General features: G+C 47.7%; 16 protein-coding genes. 7 read left to right on the forward strand and 9 right to left on the reverse strand.

The window, feature by feature from the left end; all coding sequences use genetic code 11:
- Positions 1 to 142 precede the first annotated feature (142 nt).
- The 4 genes from G8759_RS05580 to G8759_RS05595 all read left to right on the forward strand — a co-directional run bounded on the left by G8759_RS05580 (position 143) and on the right by G8759_RS05595 (position 3,780).
- Positions 143 to 1,363: an NADP-dependent isocitrate dehydrogenase gene (locus G8759_RS05580; RefSeq protein ID WP_167205994.1), complete on the forward strand. Its 1,221-nt coding sequence runs from the start codon at positions 143 to 145 to the stop codon at positions 1,361 to 1,363.
- Positions 1,364 to 1,537: 174 nt separating this feature from the next.
- Positions 1,538 to 1,951, forward strand: coding sequence for a Dabb family protein (locus tag G8759_RS05585; RefSeq protein WP_167205996.1), 414 nt, complete (start codon positions 1,538 to 1,540; stop codon positions 1,949 to 1,951).
- A gap of 127 nt (positions 1,952 to 2,078) precedes the next feature.
- Positions 2,079 to 2,957, forward strand: a complete 879-nt coding sequence (locus tag G8759_RS05590; RefSeq protein ID WP_232074141.1) for an oxidoreductase — start codon at positions 2,079 to 2,081, stop codon at positions 2,955 to 2,957.
- Positions 2,958 to 2,973: 16 nt separating this feature from the next.
- A complete protein-coding gene (locus G8759_RS05595; protein ID WP_167205998.1) occupies positions 2,974 to 3,780 on the forward strand; it encodes a helix-turn-helix domain-containing protein in 807 nt (268 codons plus the stop codon).
- A 13-nt stretch (positions 3,781 to 3,793) separates the two neighbouring features.
- Here G8759_RS05595 and G8759_RS05600 read toward each other — a convergent pair whose 3' ends face one another.
- The 5 genes from G8759_RS05600 to G8759_RS05620 form a co-directional block, all read right to left on the reverse strand.
- Positions 3,794 to 5,218, reverse strand: a complete 1,425-nt coding sequence (locus G8759_RS05600) for a serine hydrolase domain-containing protein (RefSeq protein WP_167206000.1) — start codon at positions 5,216 to 5,218, stop codon at positions 3,794 to 3,796.
- A gap of 108 nt (positions 5,219 to 5,326) precedes the next feature.
- Complete coding sequence (locus tag G8759_RS05605) at positions 5,327 to 5,917, reverse strand: Uma2 family endonuclease (RefSeq protein ID WP_232074142.1); 591 nt, start codon at positions 5,915 to 5,917, stop codon at positions 5,327 to 5,329.
- Positions 5,918 to 5,998: 81 nt separating this feature from the next.
- The gene (locus tag G8759_RS05610; protein WP_167206002.1) at positions 5,999 to 8,254 is read right to left on the reverse strand and encodes a S9 family peptidase; all 2,256 of its coding nucleotides are present in this window, start codon (positions 8,252 to 8,254) and stop codon (positions 5,999 to 6,001) included.
- Between the two features lie 114 nt (positions 8,255 to 8,368).
- Positions 8,369 to 8,953: a YcxB family protein gene (locus tag G8759_RS05615; RefSeq protein WP_167206004.1), complete on the reverse strand. Its 585-nt coding sequence runs from the start codon at positions 8,951 to 8,953 to the stop codon at positions 8,369 to 8,371.
- 133 nt (positions 8,954 to 9,086) lie between these two features.
- A complete protein-coding gene (locus G8759_RS05620; RefSeq protein WP_167206005.1) occupies positions 9,087 to 9,491 on the reverse strand; it encodes a DUF4783 domain-containing protein in 405 nt (134 codons plus the stop codon).
- A gap of 155 nt (positions 9,492 to 9,646) precedes the next feature.
- Between G8759_RS05620 and G8759_RS05625 the strand changes: the two genes are divergently transcribed.
- The gene (locus tag G8759_RS05625; protein WP_162385633.1) at positions 9,647 to 10,159 is read left to right on the forward strand and encodes a phosphoribosyltransferase family protein; all 513 of its coding nucleotides are present in this window, start codon (positions 9,647 to 9,649) and stop codon (positions 10,157 to 10,159) included.
- Positions 10,160 to 10,204: 45 nt separating this feature from the next.
- On the opposite strand, the gene G8759_RS05630 is transcribed toward G8759_RS05625, so the two are convergent.
- The 3 genes from G8759_RS05630 to G8759_RS05640 all read right to left on the reverse strand — a co-directional run bounded on the left by G8759_RS05630 (position 10,205) and on the right by G8759_RS05640 (position 14,714).
- On the reverse strand, positions 10,205 to 10,381 hold the full coding sequence (locus G8759_RS05630) for a hypothetical protein (protein WP_167206007.1): 177 nt from the start codon (positions 10,379 to 10,381) through the stop codon (positions 10,205 to 10,207).
- A 93-nt stretch (positions 10,382 to 10,474) separates the two neighbouring features.
- A complete protein-coding gene (locus G8759_RS05635; protein WP_167206009.1) occupies positions 10,475 to 13,447 on the reverse strand; it encodes a DEAD/DEAH box helicase in 2,973 nt (990 codons plus the stop codon).
- A gap of 415 nt (positions 13,448 to 13,862) precedes the next feature.
- Positions 13,863 to 14,714 (reverse strand): Nif3-like dinuclear metal center hexameric protein, encoded by an 852-nt coding sequence (locus G8759_RS05640; RefSeq protein ID WP_197933096.1) that lies wholly within the window; start codon positions 14,712 to 14,714, stop codon positions 13,863 to 13,865.
- Positions 14,715 to 15,300: 586 nt separating this feature from the next.
- Between G8759_RS05640 and G8759_RS05645 the strand changes: the two genes are divergently transcribed.
- Positions 15,301 to 18,084, forward strand: a complete 2,784-nt coding sequence (locus G8759_RS05645; RefSeq protein ID WP_167206013.1) for a DUF7133 domain-containing protein — start codon at positions 15,301 to 15,303, stop codon at positions 18,082 to 18,084.
- A 47-nt stretch (positions 18,085 to 18,131) separates the two neighbouring features.
- Positions 18,132 to 19,172 carry a sugar phosphate isomerase/epimerase family protein gene (locus tag G8759_RS05650; RefSeq protein ID WP_167206015.1) on the forward strand — a complete coding sequence of 347 codons (1,041 nt, stop codon included), beginning with the start codon at positions 18,132 to 18,134 and terminating at the stop codon, positions 19,170 to 19,172.
- 178 nt (positions 19,173 to 19,350) lie between these two features.
- On the opposite strand, the gene G8759_RS05655 is transcribed toward G8759_RS05650, so the two are convergent.
- Positions 19,351 to 19,725, reverse strand: coding sequence for a DoxX family protein (locus tag G8759_RS05655; RefSeq protein WP_197933097.1), 375 nt, complete (start codon positions 19,723 to 19,725; stop codon positions 19,351 to 19,353).
- Positions 19,726 to 19,734: the final 9 nt, after the last annotated feature.

A 19,734-nucleotide genomic window follows, 5' to 3' on the forward strand; every position in this document is an offset into this window, starting at 1 on the left:
GGCTGCTGACTTTCTCTAGCTGACTGATCAGACATCATACGGGTTTAGGTTTTCTCGGTTGGGCCTAATTCACTACTTTTGCGCCGGGGCGCAAGCAGCCAAATTCTTGTATCGTTTTCAATCGTTTATATACCCAAGTCCAATGGAAAAAATTAAGGTGGCGAATCCGGTTGTGGAGCTGGATGGCGACGAAATGACACGCATCATCTGGAAATTCATCAAAGACAAGCTGATTCTGCCCTACGTTGATGTTGACATTAAATATTATGACCTTGGTATCGAGTACCGCGACGAAACCAATGATCAGGTAACCATTGATGCGGCTAATGCCATTAAAGAATACGGGGTTGGTATCAAATGCGCAACCATCACACCCGACGAAGATCGCGTTAAAGAGTTCAATCTGAAACAGATGTGGAAGTCGCCAAACGGCACGATCCGCAATATTCTGGATGGTACGGTTTTCCGCGAGCCAATCGTTATGAACAACGTTCCGCGGTTAGTTACCAACTGGAAAGCGCCAATCATTGTCGGCCGTCACGCCTTTGGTGATCAGTACCGTGCTACCGATTTTCTGGTACCAGGCAAGGGTAAACTGACCATGAAGTTTGAAGGTGAAGACGGAACGGTTCAGGAATACGAAGTATTCAATTTCCCTGGCGCAGGGGTTGCCATGGGTATGTATAACCTGGACGAGTCGATCCGTGGTTTTGCTAAAGCCTGCTTCAACATGGCGCTGCAAAAAGGCTGGCCGTTGTACCTCTCGACCAAAAATACGATCCTGAAAAAATACGACGGTCGTTTCAAAGATATCTTCCAGGAAATCTACGATGCCGAATTCAAGGCGAAAGGCGTTCACTACGAACACCGCCTGATCGATGACATGGTCGCATCGGCACTGAAGTGGGAAGGTAATTTCGTTTGGGCTTGTAAAAACTACGACGGCGACGTTCAGTCGGATACGGTTGCCCAGGGCTTCGGTTCTTTGGGTCTGATGACATCGGTACTCGTTACGCCAGATGGCAAAACGATGGAAGCCGAAGCAGCCCACGGTACCGTAACGCGTCACTACCGCGAGTACCAGAAAGGTAACAAAACTTCAACCAACCCGATTGCGTCGATCTACGCCTGGACGCGTGGATTGGCCTTCCGTGGTCAGCTAGACGACAATCAACCGCTGATCGATTTCGCAAATGCCCTCGAAGCTGTTTGCGTTGAAACGGTTGAAAGTGGTAAAATGACCAAAGATCTGGCGTTGTCGGCTTATCCGGCTGGCACGAAACTGGCCGCTGGTGAGCATTACCTGAACACCGAAGATTTCCTCGAAGCGCTGGACGAAAACCTGAAAGCGAAATTAGCTTAGTTTCTGAACCGGGATTACACAGGTTTGAGGGGATTAATCTGATTTTGTTAATCAATTTGCTGAAAGCAAAATCCTGTAAATCCTCAAATCTGTGTAATCCCGGTTCAGAAAAAGGTGCCACTCTTAGTAGGGTGGCACTTTTATTTTCTTTATCAGCTAAACACTTGTTCGCTTATGAAACATATTGTTGCCATCATCGCTCTGGCCCTGTTATCGATCACCCAGACTTATGCTCACACGCCAAATGGCGAACCACCTGCAAAGAAAATGAAAGCAAATGCTACCGTTCAGCACATTGTACTGTTTAAATTCAAGGCCGAAACGACACCGGAGAAAGTAAACGAGATTGTGGCCGCTTTTGAAGCGCTGCCTTCGCAGATCAAGGAAATCAAAGGATTTAAGTGGGGGACCAACAACAGCCCTGAGAAGCTCAATAAAGGGCTGACCCATGCATTTATCCTGACATTTGATAACGAGAAAGATCGCGATACCTATCTGCCTCATCCCGCCCACAAAAAGTTTGGAACCATTGTTGGACCCTGGCTGGCCGAGGTGACAGTCGTTGATTTTACCGATCAGGCAAAATAAATAATAACGCAGGTCAACTAAACTTGCCACTACTTACTTCCCGAAAGCTCAGAACTTTCGGGAAGTTCTGTTTATGGCCATGAGCTTCTCACCAAACAATCCTTGAGCTTCTCACCAAACCAACTGCATGGCTCATTCATCGACCTTTGTCTCACATACAACGCAGCCAGTAACTGGTAAATCAACAAAAGAGATGAAAAAGGTCGTGTTAATTACCGGGGCCTCGGCCGGAATGGGAATGGAAACCGCCAAATTGTTGGTACAAAACGGGTATATCGTTTACGGAGCAGCCCGACGTGTCGATAAGATGCTGAAAATAAGAAAGTTGGGTGTCAAGGTGCTTCAGATGGACGTGACAGACGAGGATTCTGTAAAGAACGGCGTGGCAGAACTTATTGCCGCCGAAGGCAGAATTGACGTTTTAATCAACAATGCAGGTTTTGGATCTTACGGAGCTATTGAAGACGTTTCGATTCGTGAGGCAACTTATCAACTGGATGTAAACCTGTTTGGTGCTGCCCGATTGATTCAATTAGTGCTTCCTTATATGCGTGAGCAGCAATCGGGGAAGATCGTTAACATCTCCTCGGTCGGGGGAAAGATGGCTACGCCATTGGGTGGCTGGTATCATGCCAGTAAGTTTGCACTTGAAGGGCTAAGCGATAGCCTTCGCAACGAAGTTAAGCCGTTTGGTATCGATGTGATTGTCATTGAACCCGGCGGGGTGAAATCGGAATGGGGTGAAATTGCCTTTACTAGCCTGATGAAGGTTTCCGGACATACAGCTTATAAGACGATGGCCAATAAATTTGCCAACGCATTCAAAGCAACAGAAGGGAAGAATCCGGAGCCAATTATTATCGCTGAATTGATTCGTAAGGCCATTGAAGCCCGCAAGCCCAAAGCTCGGTACATCGCAGGCTATATGGCCCGACCAGCGATTTTTATGAAAAACCTGTTGTCGGATAGCCTGATGGACAAAGTGATCATGAGCCAGGTTAACTAATGAACGGAGCTAACTAATGATGAAAACACAAGCGCAGCTCAACATCCTGTATTCCTGTGTCGATGAGAAGAAACGGGGAAATGAGCAGTTCGTCCCTGAACATGCCCTAGGGTGTATTTTATCGGGCGAAAGCCATTTTCTGACTGCTAAAGGTACGCAGGTTTACGGGGCGGGTACGATTGGGCTCGTCCGGCGGAACCAGCTGGTCAAATCGCTTAAAGTTCCACCTCCCGGTGGCCAGTTCAAGTCCATCAATATCTTTCTGGACCAGGATACATTACGTCAGTATAGTGCCGAAAATCACATTGAAGCCACAGGGCATTATACGGGTGTTCCCATGCTCCAGTTATCACTCGATCCATTCCTTAAAGGCTATTTTGATTCGCTGTTGCCGTACTTTGATCATCCCGAAGGGCTTACCAGCACATTGTCGGAGCTTAAAACCAGAGAAGCAATTGAGTTGCTTTTACGGTTCGACTATAACCTGAAAGATTTCCTCTTTGACTTCAGCGAGCCCTATAAGATCGATCTGGAAGCGTTTATGATCCAGAATTATGTCTATAACGTTCCGATCAGTCAGTTTGCCCGGCTCACGGGCCGTAGTCTGGCTACGTTTAAGCGGGATTTTCAGAAAACATTTGGTAGTCCACCGCAAAAATGGCTTCAGCAAAAGCGGTTAGAAGAAGCTCACTTTCTCATCGCTAAACGAAAGCAAAAACCCTCGAACGTGTATCTGGAGGTTGGTTTTGAAAATCTCTCTCACTTTTCGGCCGCCTTTAAACAGCAGTTTGGCTATAATCCGTCGAGCTTGCAGACTGTTTGATACTTGACTGAACTCACCGTTTTTTTAGAAACGACACATTCCGTGCTCTCGAAACCGTTACGGTAAAACCATTCACGTTTTTCTTGTCGCGTTGAAAGGTTAGAATTGCACCACCCAGGCCTCGGGAAGTTGCGGGGGCTTTAAAGGTGTCCAGATCCGTAGGCGTCAGTACCAGATCAACGCCGGGTGCCTGACGGAGAGTTAGTTTACCGTCTTTTTCAAAAATCGAGAAAGTTGTTTGCGCTTCTTCTGAATAATACTCACCAGCAAAACCCGGTAGTGATTCAATGGGGATGGGATTCGTCGTTTTTCGCGCTGTTGAAGCGGGATTGTCCGGTTTGGCTGCTTCGCTTTTGGACGCCTGATCGCTGATAAAAAGATTCTCTACCTCTTTGACCACGTTATAGGGTGCACCGTCAAACTGGGCGGTATTACTTAACCACGCAATGGACAGATTCGACTGCGGATAGCGAATTAAAATGGCCCTGTAACTAGCTGTCGAACCAGTGTGATAAACGTAATCCTGGCCTTTATTTTTCGTGACATATAGGCCAGCAGCGTAGGGATAAGTTGTCCCGTTATTAAAAACTTCAATCGTTAGTTGCCTGGGCAATAAAGAAGGAGTACCGAAATGACCATTCCAGTAATATTCATTCCATTTCAGTAAATCGCCTGTTGTGGTTAATAAGCCACCATTGCCGTAGACGTATTCGTTGGGCATGTCGGTTTCATACCCATCGGGTGTTTTATCGTAGGCTACAGCCCGGTTTGCGACAATCCGTTTGAAATTGTCGCGCCATTGGGTGTGGGTCATACCGGCCGGTTCAAACAGGTACTTTCTGGTAAAATCAGCTAAACTAAGGCCACTTACCCGTTCTACTAGAATGGCGAACAGGTTATAATTGGAATTGCAGTATGAAAACTCGTCGCCAGGTTTATGGTTAAGGGCTTTTTGGTGAATGATAATATCCAGTGCATCGGCATTGCTATAGGTTTTGGTCGTACGGGGCCAGCCGGCAATACCCGCTACACTACCCCAGTCGCGCAGGCCACTGCTGTGGTGCATCATGCGCCGAAGCGTAATCGGAGTGCCATAGTCAGGCAGTTCAGGAAAATACTTCCGAATGTTGTCATCTAACGATAATTTGCCCTGCTGCTCTAGTAGCAGTATCGCTGCTGCTGTAAACTGCTTTGATACGGATCCCGATTCAATAATTGATTCTGTAGTGAGCGGAATCTGATGTTCCAGATCGGCCATACCCCAGGCTTTCGAAAAAATAACCCGCCCATTTCGGGAGATTGAGAGTTGACACCCAGGATTCTGAGGTAAATAGCGACTGAAAATTTTCTCGATCCGGGCAACGGTATCTGCTTCTGGCTGAGCAAATGAAAACGAAGAAATCGCGAGCAGGAAGAGGAATAGGGTAGATTTTTGCATAGGCTATAGCAACCAATAGGCTAGTTCACTTCTCCTATCAAAGAAAGGGAAAAAGAGGATTTGACCTGGCATTACCAGCGCCTTTCTCCTTATTGTTACATGACTCCCTCAATAAGTTAAAACCTCCTGAACGTTCAGGGTAAATCCCACTAAAACATTCTCCCCTGAAAGCGTTTCTGTAAATGGTTTCTCTTCGGGTTCCTGATCCGGGCGATAAATGGTTGTCGTTTTCGATTGCGGATCAACCAGCCAGCCTAACCGAACGCCATTCTGGAGCCATTTGTCCATCTTTGCCTGCAATTCAGTTAGATTATCCGACTCGGAACGGACCTCGATAACAAAATCCGGGCAGATATGAGCGAACTTTTTCAGTTCTTCTGGCAATACGCTCATCAGCCTTTCTTTACTGACCCAACCTACATCGGGCGCTCGCATCGACCGATCAGGTAACGTATAGCCGCCATTGGAATCTGATACGCGACCACTTTTCGTTTTTCTATTCCAGATACTGACTTCCGTCTGGAGGTCATTGTTCGTAAAACTACTTTCTAATCCGGTGGGAGGCATGATAATGATGTGGCCCGTTTCGTCGCGTTCTATATGCAGTTCGGGATTCGCCAAACAGAACGCATACAGTTCGTCGTCCGAAAAGACATTCAAATTCGGTGGTATGGTCAGCGTAATGGCCTGCATAGACATACGTTAGGCTTTTTATCAAAGTTAACAAAAAGTGAGCGATGGGCAAGGCGCATGGAACAAGCCTAGACGCCTTGCTCATTACTATAAATTCTTCTCCACGAAATCTGTCATCATTTGATACAGATGTAATCGTGTATTGCCACCATAAATACCGTGATTCCGGTTCGGGTAATAGAACGACTGAAACTGCTTTCCGGCTGCAATTAAGGCATTTTCAAATTCAACAGAATTCTGAAAATGCACATTATCGTCGCCCGTTCCGTGGACGAGCAGATAGGGGCCGCGTAGCTTGGATGCATGGGTTACGGGCGAGTTGTCGTCATAACCGGCTGCGTTGTCCTGCGGGCGTTTTAGGTAACGCTCGGTGTAGATTGTGTCATAGAATCGCCAGTTCGTAACGGGAGACACTGAGATACCTGCCTTAAACACGTCGGCTCCAAGCGTCATGCAGAGGGCAGTCATATAGCCACCGTAACTCCATCCCCATATACCGACTCGGTTTGGATCGATATACGGTAGTGTTTTAAGGTAACGGGCCGTTGCAATCTGATCCTCGGTTTCCAGTTTACCAAGTTGGCCGTAGGTGGCCGTACGAAAGGCAGTTCCTCGTGCCCCAGTTCCACGCCCATCAACCGACACGATGATATAACCCTTTTGCGCCAGTGTCTGATACCAGAAAAAATCACGCGCATCCCAATCGTTTTTAACCGTTTGTGAACCAGGACCACCATAGACAAACATCAGAACCGGGTATTTTTTGGCTGAACCTGTACTATCGAAATTCGTTGGCCGAATCATCCAGCCGTTCAATGGTGTACCATCGGCGGCTTTGGTCTGAAAAAATTGTTTGGGCGAAATCAAATACGTTGCCAGCCGTGCTTTTAGCGCATCGTTCGACTCCAGAACGCGTAGTGTATTGACGGTTTTGGTATCACGAAGGCTAACCATCAACGGTGCATTCGCCGATGTATGATAAAGCAGATAATAGGCGAAGTCAGGACTGAAGTTAGCGGTATAGGTGCCTGCCGCTGTCGTGAGTCGTTGTTTGTTTTGACCATTCAGGCCGATGCTGTACAGGTGTCGTTCCAGCGGAGAACTTACCGACCCGTCGGCCTGGCTCGGAGCTATTTCGGTGGAGGTGTAAAAAATCGTGCCAGTTGTCTCGTTTATGCCTGATACTGTAGCTACTTCGAACGATCCGCTTGTAATTGGTCGAAGTAGTTTACCGGTCATATCATACAGGTACAAATGCTTGTAACCGTTTCGTTCACTACTCCAGATGAATGATTTGCCGTCTTTCAGGTAGGTCAGGTCATCCGTAAACTCCAGGTCTACATAAGTTGGCCCGGTAATCGTTGTGGTGCCGGGCGTTTCTGTCAGAACGTTCGTTGCCTGACCGGTCGTTGCGTTAACATGCAACAGGTCAAGCTTATTTTGCAGGCGATTCATCCGGCGAACCGAAAGCAGATTTGCATTTTTCGTCCATTGAATCCGGGGTAGATAAATGTCTGTTTCGGTGCCGGTTTGCGCTTTTATTTTCTTTCCACTGACAACGTCGGCCATCCAGACCGATACAATCGAGTTGGCTTCACCGGCTTTAGGGTACTTAAACTTGTATTCGACGGGATACAAACCGCCCCAAAGCTGCATGTCATATTCCGGAACGCGACTCTCGTCAAACCGAATCCAGGCGACACGTTTGCTGTCGGGCGACCACTCAAAAGCGCGCGCCATACTGAACTCTTCTTCATAAACCCAGTCGGCAGCGCCATTGATAATGGCGTTACGTTTACCATCGCTGGTTAATTTGGTTTCTTTTCCGGTCGCCAAATCAACAACGAACAGGTTATTCTCCCGAACGAAAGCCACACGTTTGCCATCGGGCGAGAACGTAGCAAACTGCTGTTTGCCGCCTTTACTTAATGATGTTACTTGTTTGGTCGCCAGATCATACACATAAAATAATGCCTTGCTCGATCGACGGTAAATAGGTTCTTCCTGGCTTGTAATGAGCAACTTACGCTCATCGCCCGAGAGCTGATAACCCTCGATACCAACAGGCTTCGCTGAGCCCGGAATGGTGGCCTGCCGTTCGTCGAATAACGTTTCAACAGCTGAACCCGTAACGATACTGAACTTTACAATTCGGCCACCATCAAGCGTCGTGTAGAAGCCACCGGTTTTCATCCAGTTGACACCTTCCACCGTTCGCTGGCTGAAGGTTCCGGCATTACGACCCCAGATGTCTTCGAGCGTGATCGATTTCTTCGGCTGGCTGAGGGCCGGAACCGTAATCAGCACTAGCAAAAGCCAGCGCAAAGAGCGGCTGTTTGTCATGAGTGTAAAGAAAAGTAAGTTAAACACGGAAGCACAAAGCACACAAAGAAAACCGTATCAACGGATCACTCTGTGTTCTTTGTGCCTCAGTGTGTAGGAACGTACTAACTGCGCTTATTTAACTGGCTCCGCTACCGCAGTGTCGGGCAGTAGACCTTTCCGACGCATAACGGCATCGGTAAATTTCAGGTCGTGGTCGCTGTTAAAAATCGAATAGGGCAGATAAATAAACTGCGCTTTGGATAACCCTTTGGTGACAGTCCGGGCAATCCAGCTGGCTTTTACGTTTTTAAGTGCTTCTGCGTTGTTGAGAAACAGAATGTAAGCTTCCTTGTCTTTCGCTACACTACTAATCTGATCCCATTTCAGAATACCGCCTTCTTTTACATTGATGCGCATCAGAATCTGACGGCTATCAATTTCATAAATATACTTCTGGAAAAGAGCTTTACTCTGCTCCATTTGAGCGATACCCGTAATCTGGACAGCCCAGAAGAGCACATACAGAATGGTAAGCAACACAATAACGATATAAATCCAGTAATTAGGGTAAACTCCTGTCAGACTCAGAACGACGTTTAACAGAATAAGTCCCAACGGCACAAACGCCCATTTCCAGTTATCTCTTACCCACTGCCGCAATGCGATATTGATGTACGTTTTCTGGTCTAATGCGTATTTTTTGGTCTTAACAATCATAGTACTGGCAACGGCCAAGCGTCAAAATGAAGCACAAAGATACAGTGATTTAGCATGTATGATATATCCTTTTGGATGTATAATGCAGGATTTCCTGCAATACACCCCATGGGATCCGGCATGCAGGAAATCATCATTCCTTTCTAAAGTGCAGCGCATTGATGACATATTGATGGTCGGCATTCTGATGCATGAGCACATATACGGTAAACGTACGGCCTTCTGTCGAATACGTGCCTGTACTATAACGCAGTCGGTCCGATGCGCCCCGGTATACAAACTGGAAACCGTGAGGAGGGTATTTTCGAAAAAATGACCGAAGAATTAAGGCGGCATGGGTAGCCTGCACTGACGGGAACTCGACTTTTTCGGCGTCGATTACCAGTTCGATGGTTCGGTCAAAGCGAGTGGATAATTGTCCGGCGTTTCCTTTCCGCAACGAGGTCTGCACCGTTTGAATAACCTCGGCGTCGGTTGCTGTTTTTTCAGGCAGCGTATGGAGAATAAGCAGTAAAGCAATGGTTGTAAGGAAGTTCATAGCAGGTAAAAAGGAGAAGCTTATGAACTTCCTTGGCGAAAATTATGCCAAATAAGTTGGGTTGATCGCGATAAATTTGATTTCTGATTGAACTTACTTCGTTGTCTTACGGGTATTTTCTCATCTTTGCGCCGTTAATTGCATTTGCAGTCCCTATGAAAACCGCTCAGCCGACGCTTATTCTGAATGCCGAGCAAATCCGCCAGAAAATTCGTCGGATTGCCTTTCAGATTTATGAAAACAATTTTGAGGAAACGGCGCTCTTAATGGCCGGTATTGCCGGTGAAGGTTATGTACTGGCACAAGCTTTGGCCCATGAATTGCAGGTCATTGCGCCCTTTACGGTCGAATTGATTCAGATCGATCTGGATAAGACGAAACTTGCCCAACCGACCGTACAACTCGACCATCCGGCCAGTGACTATACCGATAAAGTTATCGTTGTTGTCGACGACGTTCTTTATACGGGCCGTACGCTGGCATTTAGTCTGCAACCGTTTCTGGGCGTGCCGGTACGAAAACTACAGGTAGCCGTGCTGATCGATCGGAACTACCCGCGCTATCCGGTTGCTGCCGATTATAAAGGCTATGAGCTCAGCACGACCCTAACGGAACATGTAGACGTGATATTGAGCGATGCCAGTAGAACCGGCGTATACCTTAGGTGAAGAACAGGGTGATGGCAGGAAATCTTCTCTTGCCATCACCCCATTTTATGCTTTTGTGCCGCGAATCAGACTGATGCCGGCGAAAAAAAAGATACCTCCCAGAATGAGATAAACAAAGGATGCCTGAGCAACACCACCTTTGGTAAAATCGATACCACCATATATTAGACCACCCAGGCCAATTAAGGTTAGTATCATGCCGAAAATGCTTTTAACGTTCATCGTTGAGTTTGTGAAGGTGAATGATCGATTGTCGGTATAGTAACTAATTTCAGACAATATCTTCCCAAAAAACTCGCAGATTGACTATCGTTGCTATTCCAGCAGTACCATAATATCTTCTTTGGTCAGCGATTTCATGAAATTCTCTTCAGTAGCAATCAGGCTACCTGCTAATTGCTGCTTGGCCCGTTGCAACGATAAGATTTTCTCTTCAACGGTGTTCTTGGCAATAAACTTATACGTAAATACGGTCTTCTGCTGACCAATGCGGTGCGCTCGGTCAACTGCCTGAGCCTCAATGGCAGGGTTCCACCAGGGGTCCAGAATAAAGACGTAATCGGCGGCTGTCAGGTTATGCCCTAAACCGCCCGCTTTCAGTGAAATCAGGAAAAGCTTTACCGAATCGTCGGTCTGAAATAATGCTACCTGGCTCTGACGATCCTGCGTAGAGCCATCCAGATAAGCGTACTGTATATTTTTCTCTTTCAGGTATTGCCGAACCACATTCAGGTGTTTAATAAACTGACTGAACACCAATACTTTGTGGTGCTCGATCATGGCGCTCTCCAGCCGTATGAGCACATCCGAAAGCTTACCCGAATCGCCTTCATACTCATCATCAACCATCCGGGGGTGGTTTGCAATCTGGCGGAGTTTGGTCAAGCCCTGTAATACGACCATTTGTGACTTGGCCATACCGTCTTCCTCAATACGCTCCAGAATCAAGTTTCGGTAGTATGACTTTGCTTCTTCATACTGTTTCTCCTGGTCGGGCGTCATTTCCGAATAGAGGACACTTTCTACTTTTTCGGGTAAATCGGTGGCTACCTGCGATTTGTTGCGCCGGAGCATAAACGGTTTAATTAAACTATAAAGCCGACTGGTTTTGGCATCATCGTGGCGCTTCTCAATGGGTATCTGAAACTCATTGCGGAAAAACGATTGACTACCCAGCAACCCGGGATTGATAAATGACATCTGGGTCCAGATATCCATCGTACTGTTTTCGAGCGGAGTACCGGTCAGAATCAGCCGATGGGCCGTATTGAGTTGCATTACGGCTTTGGTAATATGCGACGATGGGTTTTTGATCGCCTGTGACTCATCCAGAATCACGTAGTTGAAGCGGTAATCGCTTAATAAGTCAATATCAATCCGGACAATACCATAGGAGGTCAGAATCAGGTCGTAACCATCGAACTGAGCGGTGTTCTTCTCCCGATATGTGCCAGTATAGACCATAACCCGCAAATCGGGTGTAAATTTTTGCGCTTCCAGCTCCCAGTTGTAGAGCAGGGAGGTAGGCATTACCAATAGAGTTGGATTAGCAACTCCGGCTTCCTTCTGTCCCTGAAGCATGGCCAGGGTCATAACGGTTTTTCCAAGCCCCATATCATCGGCAAGACACCCACCGAATCGATACTGCCGCAGGAAGTTCATCCAGTCATAACCGGCCTGCTGGTAAGGTCTTAGTGTCCCATGGAATCCTTTGGGTAGGGCAAATGATTCGATTTCCTCGAAGTCGCGCAGACGTTCGAGTTTACGGCTCATGATCGTGGTCGCGAGATTATCGCGCTCCAGTTCCTGCACCAGGGCGAGGTGATGCTTTTGCAGAACCAGCCGGTCCAGGTCACGTGGGTCTACGCTATCGGGTTGTTCCATAAAGCCGAACAACTCCGAATATTTTATAAACCATACTTCCGGAATGACCGCTATTTCGCCATTGGGTAGAGTAAACTCGTGTTTTTTGTTGAGAATAAGTGTCCGAAGCTTCAGGAATGGAATCTCAAATTCGCCAAAACGAACATTGGCATAAATATCGAACCAGTCACGACCTTCTTCGATCGATACGCTAATGCTCGAATAGCCCAGAAAATACCGCTTCGAATCCTGGGCATGTTGCCGAAGTAAAAAACCAGCTTCATGCAAAGGCTGATTATTCGCTGATAACCACGCGAACGCTTCGGACTTCGGAATGGCCAGCCGACCATGTCGTAAATCGAGGCCCGTTTCGCGCAGGAAAGCCAGTTTTTGGCGTTCCAGACGCTGGTCACGCCGAATTTTATGGAAAACGTATTCTTCCCCTTTCTTCTCTAAGCTAACGTTGGCCGATGGCCCAAAGCTATCGAACCGAAACGTAAAATCACCGTACTGAAACGAGAGGTCGAAAGCGATTCGCTGACCTGATTCATCCTCAGCGTCTGTTCCATCGCTGAGCAGCCCTGCAGATACGGTACGACTCGACGTAACCATTTCTGAAACAGTCAGTACGGGTACCGGTTCAATGACTTCTGCCCGGATTTCAAACCCCTTGGCGTATACGTCATAAGCTGCTATAAGCTGGGTAACGAACCGTTCGTAGTACTGCTGTTCAATATTTTTTGGAATAATAATATGGTTCTTGGTGAAGAATGGACGTAGCTTTTTGCCGTCCACATTTTTGCTGAAATGATAGACCCGATTATCGACCATCATATAGGCCGGTTCATCGCAGATCATCAGGGCACCCTTAAACTGAAATTCTACGCGTTCAGTCTCACCCTGTTCACCAATCGGATAGCGGATAATGGGAAAATAGTGAGTAGAGTCAGCATTTCGGACGAAGTGGAAATGGACTCTGGCTGGTTCCGGCATCCACTCGATCGACGCCCAGGCCGGATTCCCATCCGTGCCCATGATGTAAAATGGTTTTCCGGGCAGGAGTGCCATAATCTGGGCCTTGATATTTTCCAGATAGCCACAAATAGCTTCCTGAACGAGCTTATCGCCTTTGTGCGGATCGTATATTTTCAGGAAGAAATCAACAGCGGGTAACTTGCGGGTATTGAATTTTTTAACGATCGTGTCCTGCTGAATGCTTTCAATAAGCCGGACAAGCTCAAAATCACGTTGATCTAATTCCTGAGAGAATTCGCCGACATTTTGCGTAGAAAGCGTTTGATTCAGTAATGTTAGCTCATTCCGCCCATTTAATTGCACTACAAATGCTTCAATGAGATAGCCCAGGAATTCGTGCTCGAGGAGCGAGTAAACAATCTGGAAGGGTTCGGACGGCGAAACTTTCATGATACAGCAACAGCAATAATATACAGCTTAACTACGGATAATCAGCCAGAAAAGGCACGTAACTAATCGAAAACTGAATTCCGGCGGGCAACTCAGGTGAGCTACTGAAAGCGAGTCAATGCGAGCAAGTTAGGCTCGTTTCAGTATGGCTACTGGTTTCAAATATACGAACAGAAACAAGAAACCCAACAGTAGATTTACCAGGAGGGAAAAACTTCAATAGAGTTACCAGAAACGTTGTTGGAAACCCATTGAAGCACTGGAATGGTACTCATTGACTTAGACCGTTTCTTTAGAAAGGGTAGCGCAATGGCAAAGTGAATTCGGGTCATTAACAGGAGCGATTAGCCAACTGGCAAAAACGCAACCTAAAGAAGATCCAGGGTGCAGTGTCGTCTATGGCATCAGTTGTGATTTATTTTGCCGGCTGATCAGGACGCCAGTAGGGCTCAGCTGCGGGCATAAATTCAATAGGAACTTCCGGGATGAACGTCTTCAGCCACTCAGTACAGTATTTCATGCCAGCCTGCTCAGACACTAAATGTCCCATGATGATCAACGCTTTTTTTTGCCCCGAGGCAATAGCGTCCTGTACGTATTCCACCAGTTCCCATTCGTGGGTTTCCCCAACGATCAGTACATCGGCCTGTGCCAGGTAAGGGATACCGGGCATCAGGCTGACATTGCCCCAACTGGCCAGCGCCCGTCTGACGGGCATTTGAGGATTGCCCACGACCCGCATGGTTTTTATGTTCAATTTAGTCGCCATCCCCTGCGCGAAGCGTGCCAGGGATGTTTCCGGAAAGACAAACAGACGAGGATTTTGCGGGTCGGCATTCTTTTCCCAACCCAGTTCCCGAATCATGCCTGTGGCGATACCATCCGGCCTACGACCGTGCCAGTGATCGTGGAAGTGGAACACCGCCATACCATTCTGCTGAATAAAATCACGCTTTAGCTGATAGAGCGAATCCTGCTCGATAGGCTCCGTCCGATCCTGATGCGAATAATAGGTTGGCTCGTGGGTGATGACCATATTGAGACCCTTGGCAGCAGACCGTTGGAGCACATCGAGGGTAGCCATCATTGTGCTGGCGATCCCTTTAACGGGCAACTCCGGTGTACCTGCAATCAATCGATCAACGGTCTGTTCACGCCAGGGAATGCCCACATTGGTTTTAATCCGCTCGATAACCTGCCCCGCTGTCAGGGATTGGTAAGGCGTTGCCCGAAGTGTTCTGGCTGCGGCCAGACCAAGAGTAGTCATCAAAAAAGTGCGACGGGAAGGGTAGTAAGGTGTCATTCGCTGGGTATGCTGGCTAATTGATTGACAGGTGTTGACCGGATAGCACCTTTTACGTGAGGAATTTATTAGCTGGCTAAACCTTTCAGAAAGAGACAATCAGCCATCCCGGTAATAAGGTTTAGTGACTTCTCCATTTACCTATCTACCCTGGATTTTCTTACTATTTTATTATCGCCATCTTCCATATAATGAATGCGTTAGTCGCTGAACGAAGATCAGTAATCGTTTTATCACACAAATTGCATTAAATACAAGCTGATTAATTTTCTCTCCTGGTTCAGCCTATCGGTTAAAAACGTCGAACTATCGGCGTTTTCTGCTTAATAGTCTATTAGATTTGTATATTCACTGGAAAAAATATTGCTTTGAGTATATGTTGGGCCAGTTGAAAGAAGCTACGGAAAATCTCCCGCCACAAGTTTTAACCAGCAACCGTCAGCCTACATTCACCAGCTAAAGACAGTATACTATTACAATGAATTGGAACGGTGATACTATGTGCAGCCATGGGTTTTTAGTATACTAAAAACCAAAGAGGTTTGATATTATGTTGAAAAATTTCTCTAAAGCCAGTCTGGCAATTGCTCTCGGTGCAATCGCTTTATCGTCGTTTATAGGGTCTAATCCGATCCGGCAAATTCGGCTTCAACAGACTTTTTTTGCGGCCGATACGCTACCTAAGCCAACGTTACCCGAAGGCGCAAACCCCGAAGATCCGGATTGGAAAGGCATTGATTTAGACCCTAAAGCACCCGTACAGCCCTTAACCCCAGCCGAGGAAGCCAGGTTATTCCTGCTACCACCAGGCTATAAAATCGAACCTGTCCTGACCGAACCCGCTATTCAGCAACCGGCAGCCATTTCCTTCGATGGTAATGGCCGCATGTACGTGCTGGAGCTACGGACCTATATGCTCACGGCTGATTCTAAAGATGAATTGCAGCCGACGAGCCGGATTTCACGCTGGGAGGATAAAAACAACGATGGCGTCTACGAAACCGGAACCGCCTTTGTCGACAACCTGATTTTCCCCCGTTTTGTGCTACCCTACGGCAAAGGCTGCATTCTCACCATGGAATCTGATGCCGATAATGTCTATAAATACACGGATACCAACGGCGATGGCAAAGCCGATAAAAAAGAGTTGTTTACCAACAAATATGGGCGGTCGGGCAATGTCGAGCACCAGCAGGCTTTTCTGTATTGGGGCATGGACAACTGGCTCTACAGTACCGTCAATGCCTTCCGGGTGCGGGAAACGCCCAACGGCGTCATTCGTGAAAAAACGGGCTTTAACCGGGCTCAATGGGGTATCACTCATGATGATAATGGCAAATTGTGGTTTCAGGGTGGAGCCAGTGGTCTGCCTTCCTATTTTCAGTTTCCGATTCACTATGGCAATTTCGAAGTACCGAATGAATTTGCGAAGGGTTTCGACGTGCCCTGGGGAGCGCCCGTAAAACTGGCTGATATGCAGGGCGGTATGGACGAAGTCCGCCAGCCCGACGGGTCGCTTAACCGGGTGACAGGCGCGGCTGGCAATGACGTGTATCGGGGTGATCGACTCCCCGCCGACTTGAAGGGACAATATTTTTACGGGGAGCCCGTCGCCCGGATTGTTCGTCAGATCAACCCCATCGTAACCGAGGGACTGACCACACTACACAACGTTTATCAGGATCAGAAATCCGAGTTTCTGCGCTCGACCGATCCGCTGTTCCGGCCCGTTGATATGACCACCGCCCCCGATGGTACACTCTATATCACCGATATGTATCACGGCATCATTCAGGAGGGGCAGTGGACTCAGAAAGGAACCTATCTGCGGACAAAAATCGAGCAGTATCAGCTGGATAAAGTGGTTGGGCTGGGCCGAATCTGGCGCATCACCTACGAGGGCAAAGAGCGTGATAAGACTCGTCCGGCTATGTATGCTGAAAAATCGGCCGATCTGGTGAAGCATCTGACGCATCCCAACGGGTGGTGGCGCGATATGGCCCAGCAGGTACTGGTTCAGCGCAACGATCTGTCGGTCGTGCCGCAGTTGACTACAATGGCACTCACCAGCAAAAACTCACCAGCACGGACCCACGCCCTCTGGACACTGGAAGGGCTCGGCGCATTGAAAACGAGCGTCGCGCAAAAAATGCTGAAAGACGCCAGCCCACAACTACGCATTCAGGCACTTCGCACGGGTGAAAGTCTCTATAAAGCGGGTGACAAAACGTTGGAAGGGGATTTTAAACAGGCATTGGCCGATCCCAGCACCGACGTTCAGATTCAGGCCATGTTGACGGCCAAATTTTTGAAACTACCCGGATTGGAAGAGGGCATCAAAGCGGCCATGGCTAGTAGTAAAGCCGCAGGGGTTAAACTGGTTGGCGAACAAATCCTGACGCCACCCAAACAGCGGAATATGGGGCCGTTTGGTGCACCGGAACTGAGCGCGAACCAGAAGGCGCAGGTGGAGCGCGGATCTTTGATTTATAACGAATTGTGTTCGCAATGTCACGGCAACAATGGCATGGGAACCCCCGCCGGAAATGGCCGGTTGCTGGCTCCTGCGCTGGCAGGGTCGCAACACATGCAGGCGCACCCAGATTATGCCATACGCGTTGTTCTGCATGGGCTGGAAGGTCCTATTGAAGGCAAAACATACGCTGGTGGCCTGATGGCGAGCATGAAAGAACAGTCAGACGAGTGGGTCGCTGATGTGCTTTCTTACATACGAAATGGATTGTCAAACGATGCGTCGTTGATTTCACCGCAACAGGTGGCGCGGGTTCGCCATAAAACGGCGGATCAAAAAGGGTCGTATCAGTACGCTCACCTGTCGAAATTGATTCCTTATGAACTGCAGCCACAGACTTTACAGGTTACCGCCAGCCACACGGCCTCTACCCGGATCGGCGGTAATGTGTCGCCTGCAAGTGCTTTTACCTACGAGGGCTGGTCAACGGGTAAGCGTCAGGAAAAGGGTATGTGGTATCAGCTGGAATTTCCCAAAGAGGTAAGTTTAGCCGAATTACGATTTACCGCATCGCAAACCATTAAAAAGGGCTGGAAGCCAACACCTGGTCAACCCATGGCATCGATGACGATACCGTTTATTCAAAACTACCCCCGAGCCTTTGTCCTTCTGGTGTCTTCCGATGGCCAAACCTGGCATGAAATCCAGCCCGAAACGAAAGGTGTTTCGGGAGATAATATCATTTCGCTGAATGGGACTAAGGCCAAATTTCTGAAGATGCAACTGAGCGAGAATTTAGCCGACGATGGTGATGATATTCCATGGTCAATGAGTCAACTAAAAGTATTTGCCCAGGAATAAATGCTTTATACGCTTGGAGTTTAATCAATTCGATAGCCTTGAAAATCATGAAAAACCAACCAACACGCCGTCAGTTTTTGGGAGCTACGGCAGCTCTCGTTGCGGGGACTGTCGCAGGCAGCCATAAACTTTTTGGCGCTCCTGCTCTAATCCGTAGTTTGGGTGATAAGCCCAATTCGCTGATCGATGGCGTACAGATTGGCGTCATCACCTACTCGTTTCGGGACATGCCCGACCAAAGCGCCGAAGCCACTCTGAACTATGTATTGGATTCTGGGATCAGCGCTATTGAATTGATGGGTGGGCCTGCCGAATCGTTTGCCGGTGCTCCGAAAAATACGGTTAATATGCAGGCTGTTTTCCCTTTGATGCGAAAGCGACGGGAGAAGCAGGAACTTACCGAAGACGAAAAGAAACAACTGGCCGATGCCGATGCCCAAATGAAAGCGTATCGGGAGGAGGTGGCCAAATGGCGACTATCGGTGCCTATGGATAAGTTCGAGCAGGTCCGTAAGATGTACAATCAGGCAGGCGTAAAAATTTATGGATTTAAGCCTGATACGTTTGGTGTACAAAATTCGGACGCCGAAATAGAATATGGTTTAAAGGCGGCTAAACTGCTGGGTGCCAATCAGGTCACGGTAGAACATCCGGGCAACGATGCGCATACGCTTAAATTAGGAACGATGGCTCATAAACAGGGTTTACGAGTAGGTTATCATGGACATGAGCAGCAAACACCCACTTTCTGGGATACCGCCCTTGCTCAATCGCCGGGTAATGCCATTAATTTCGATTTAGGCCATTACGTAGCCGCCGGGAATCCCGATCCATTGGTCTTCCTGAAGCAAAAGCATGATCGAATTGCCAGTATGCACATCAAGGATCGCCAAACGGCCGACCACGGCAAGGGCAATTTACCGTGGGGACAAGGCGATACGCCCTTACTCCAGGTATTGAAACTGATGCGTGATCAGAAATATAATTTCCCGGCTACGGTCGAATTGGAATACAAAGTACCGGAAGGATCTAATGCCGTAGCTGAAGTAAAGAAATGCGTGAATTTCTGTCGGAATGCACTGAGTTAGGCGGTAGGTGCGCGTACCTAACGAACAAAATACCCTGTTTTTGGTTACAATATCGAGCGATTTTCCATCAGGGGCGTGAGCACAGATGGATGTTGCGCTGTGAGAACATATTGAGAGAATATGTCTGAGCGAAAACCCCGGCGATACGATTTCTCCGGGGTTTTTTGTTGAGCTGCAGCTACAAAAAGAGCTTGAAATGTTTCTCCGTTAAAAGCAGACAAAGCGATAAAATGCAGGCGATTAAAGCATTATAAAAATGCTTGTATTCCGAATGTGCAAAATGGGCGATGAGCGCTCCTACAGCAAATGGGAATAAAAACAATACGGCTGCATTCTTGATCTGGTGATTCCAGACACCAGCAAGCAACCCTACTACACCAATTGTTTCGGCAATGCCAATCCAGATTGTCCAGGTTTTATCAAAGCCAAGCGATAACATACTCGTCATCATTTTGGGCTTTTGAAGAACTTTAAAAAGCCCGGCGTATCCAAATAGATACAGGTAATAGGAGTAGCATAGCCAGTGAACGACACTCGTAATTTTTTCCATCATCTTTTTTGA

This window comes from Spirosoma aureum, assembly GCF_011604685.1.
Taxonomy (GTDB): domain Bacteria; phylum Bacteroidota; class Bacteroidia; order Cytophagales; family Spirosomataceae; genus Spirosoma; species Spirosoma aureum.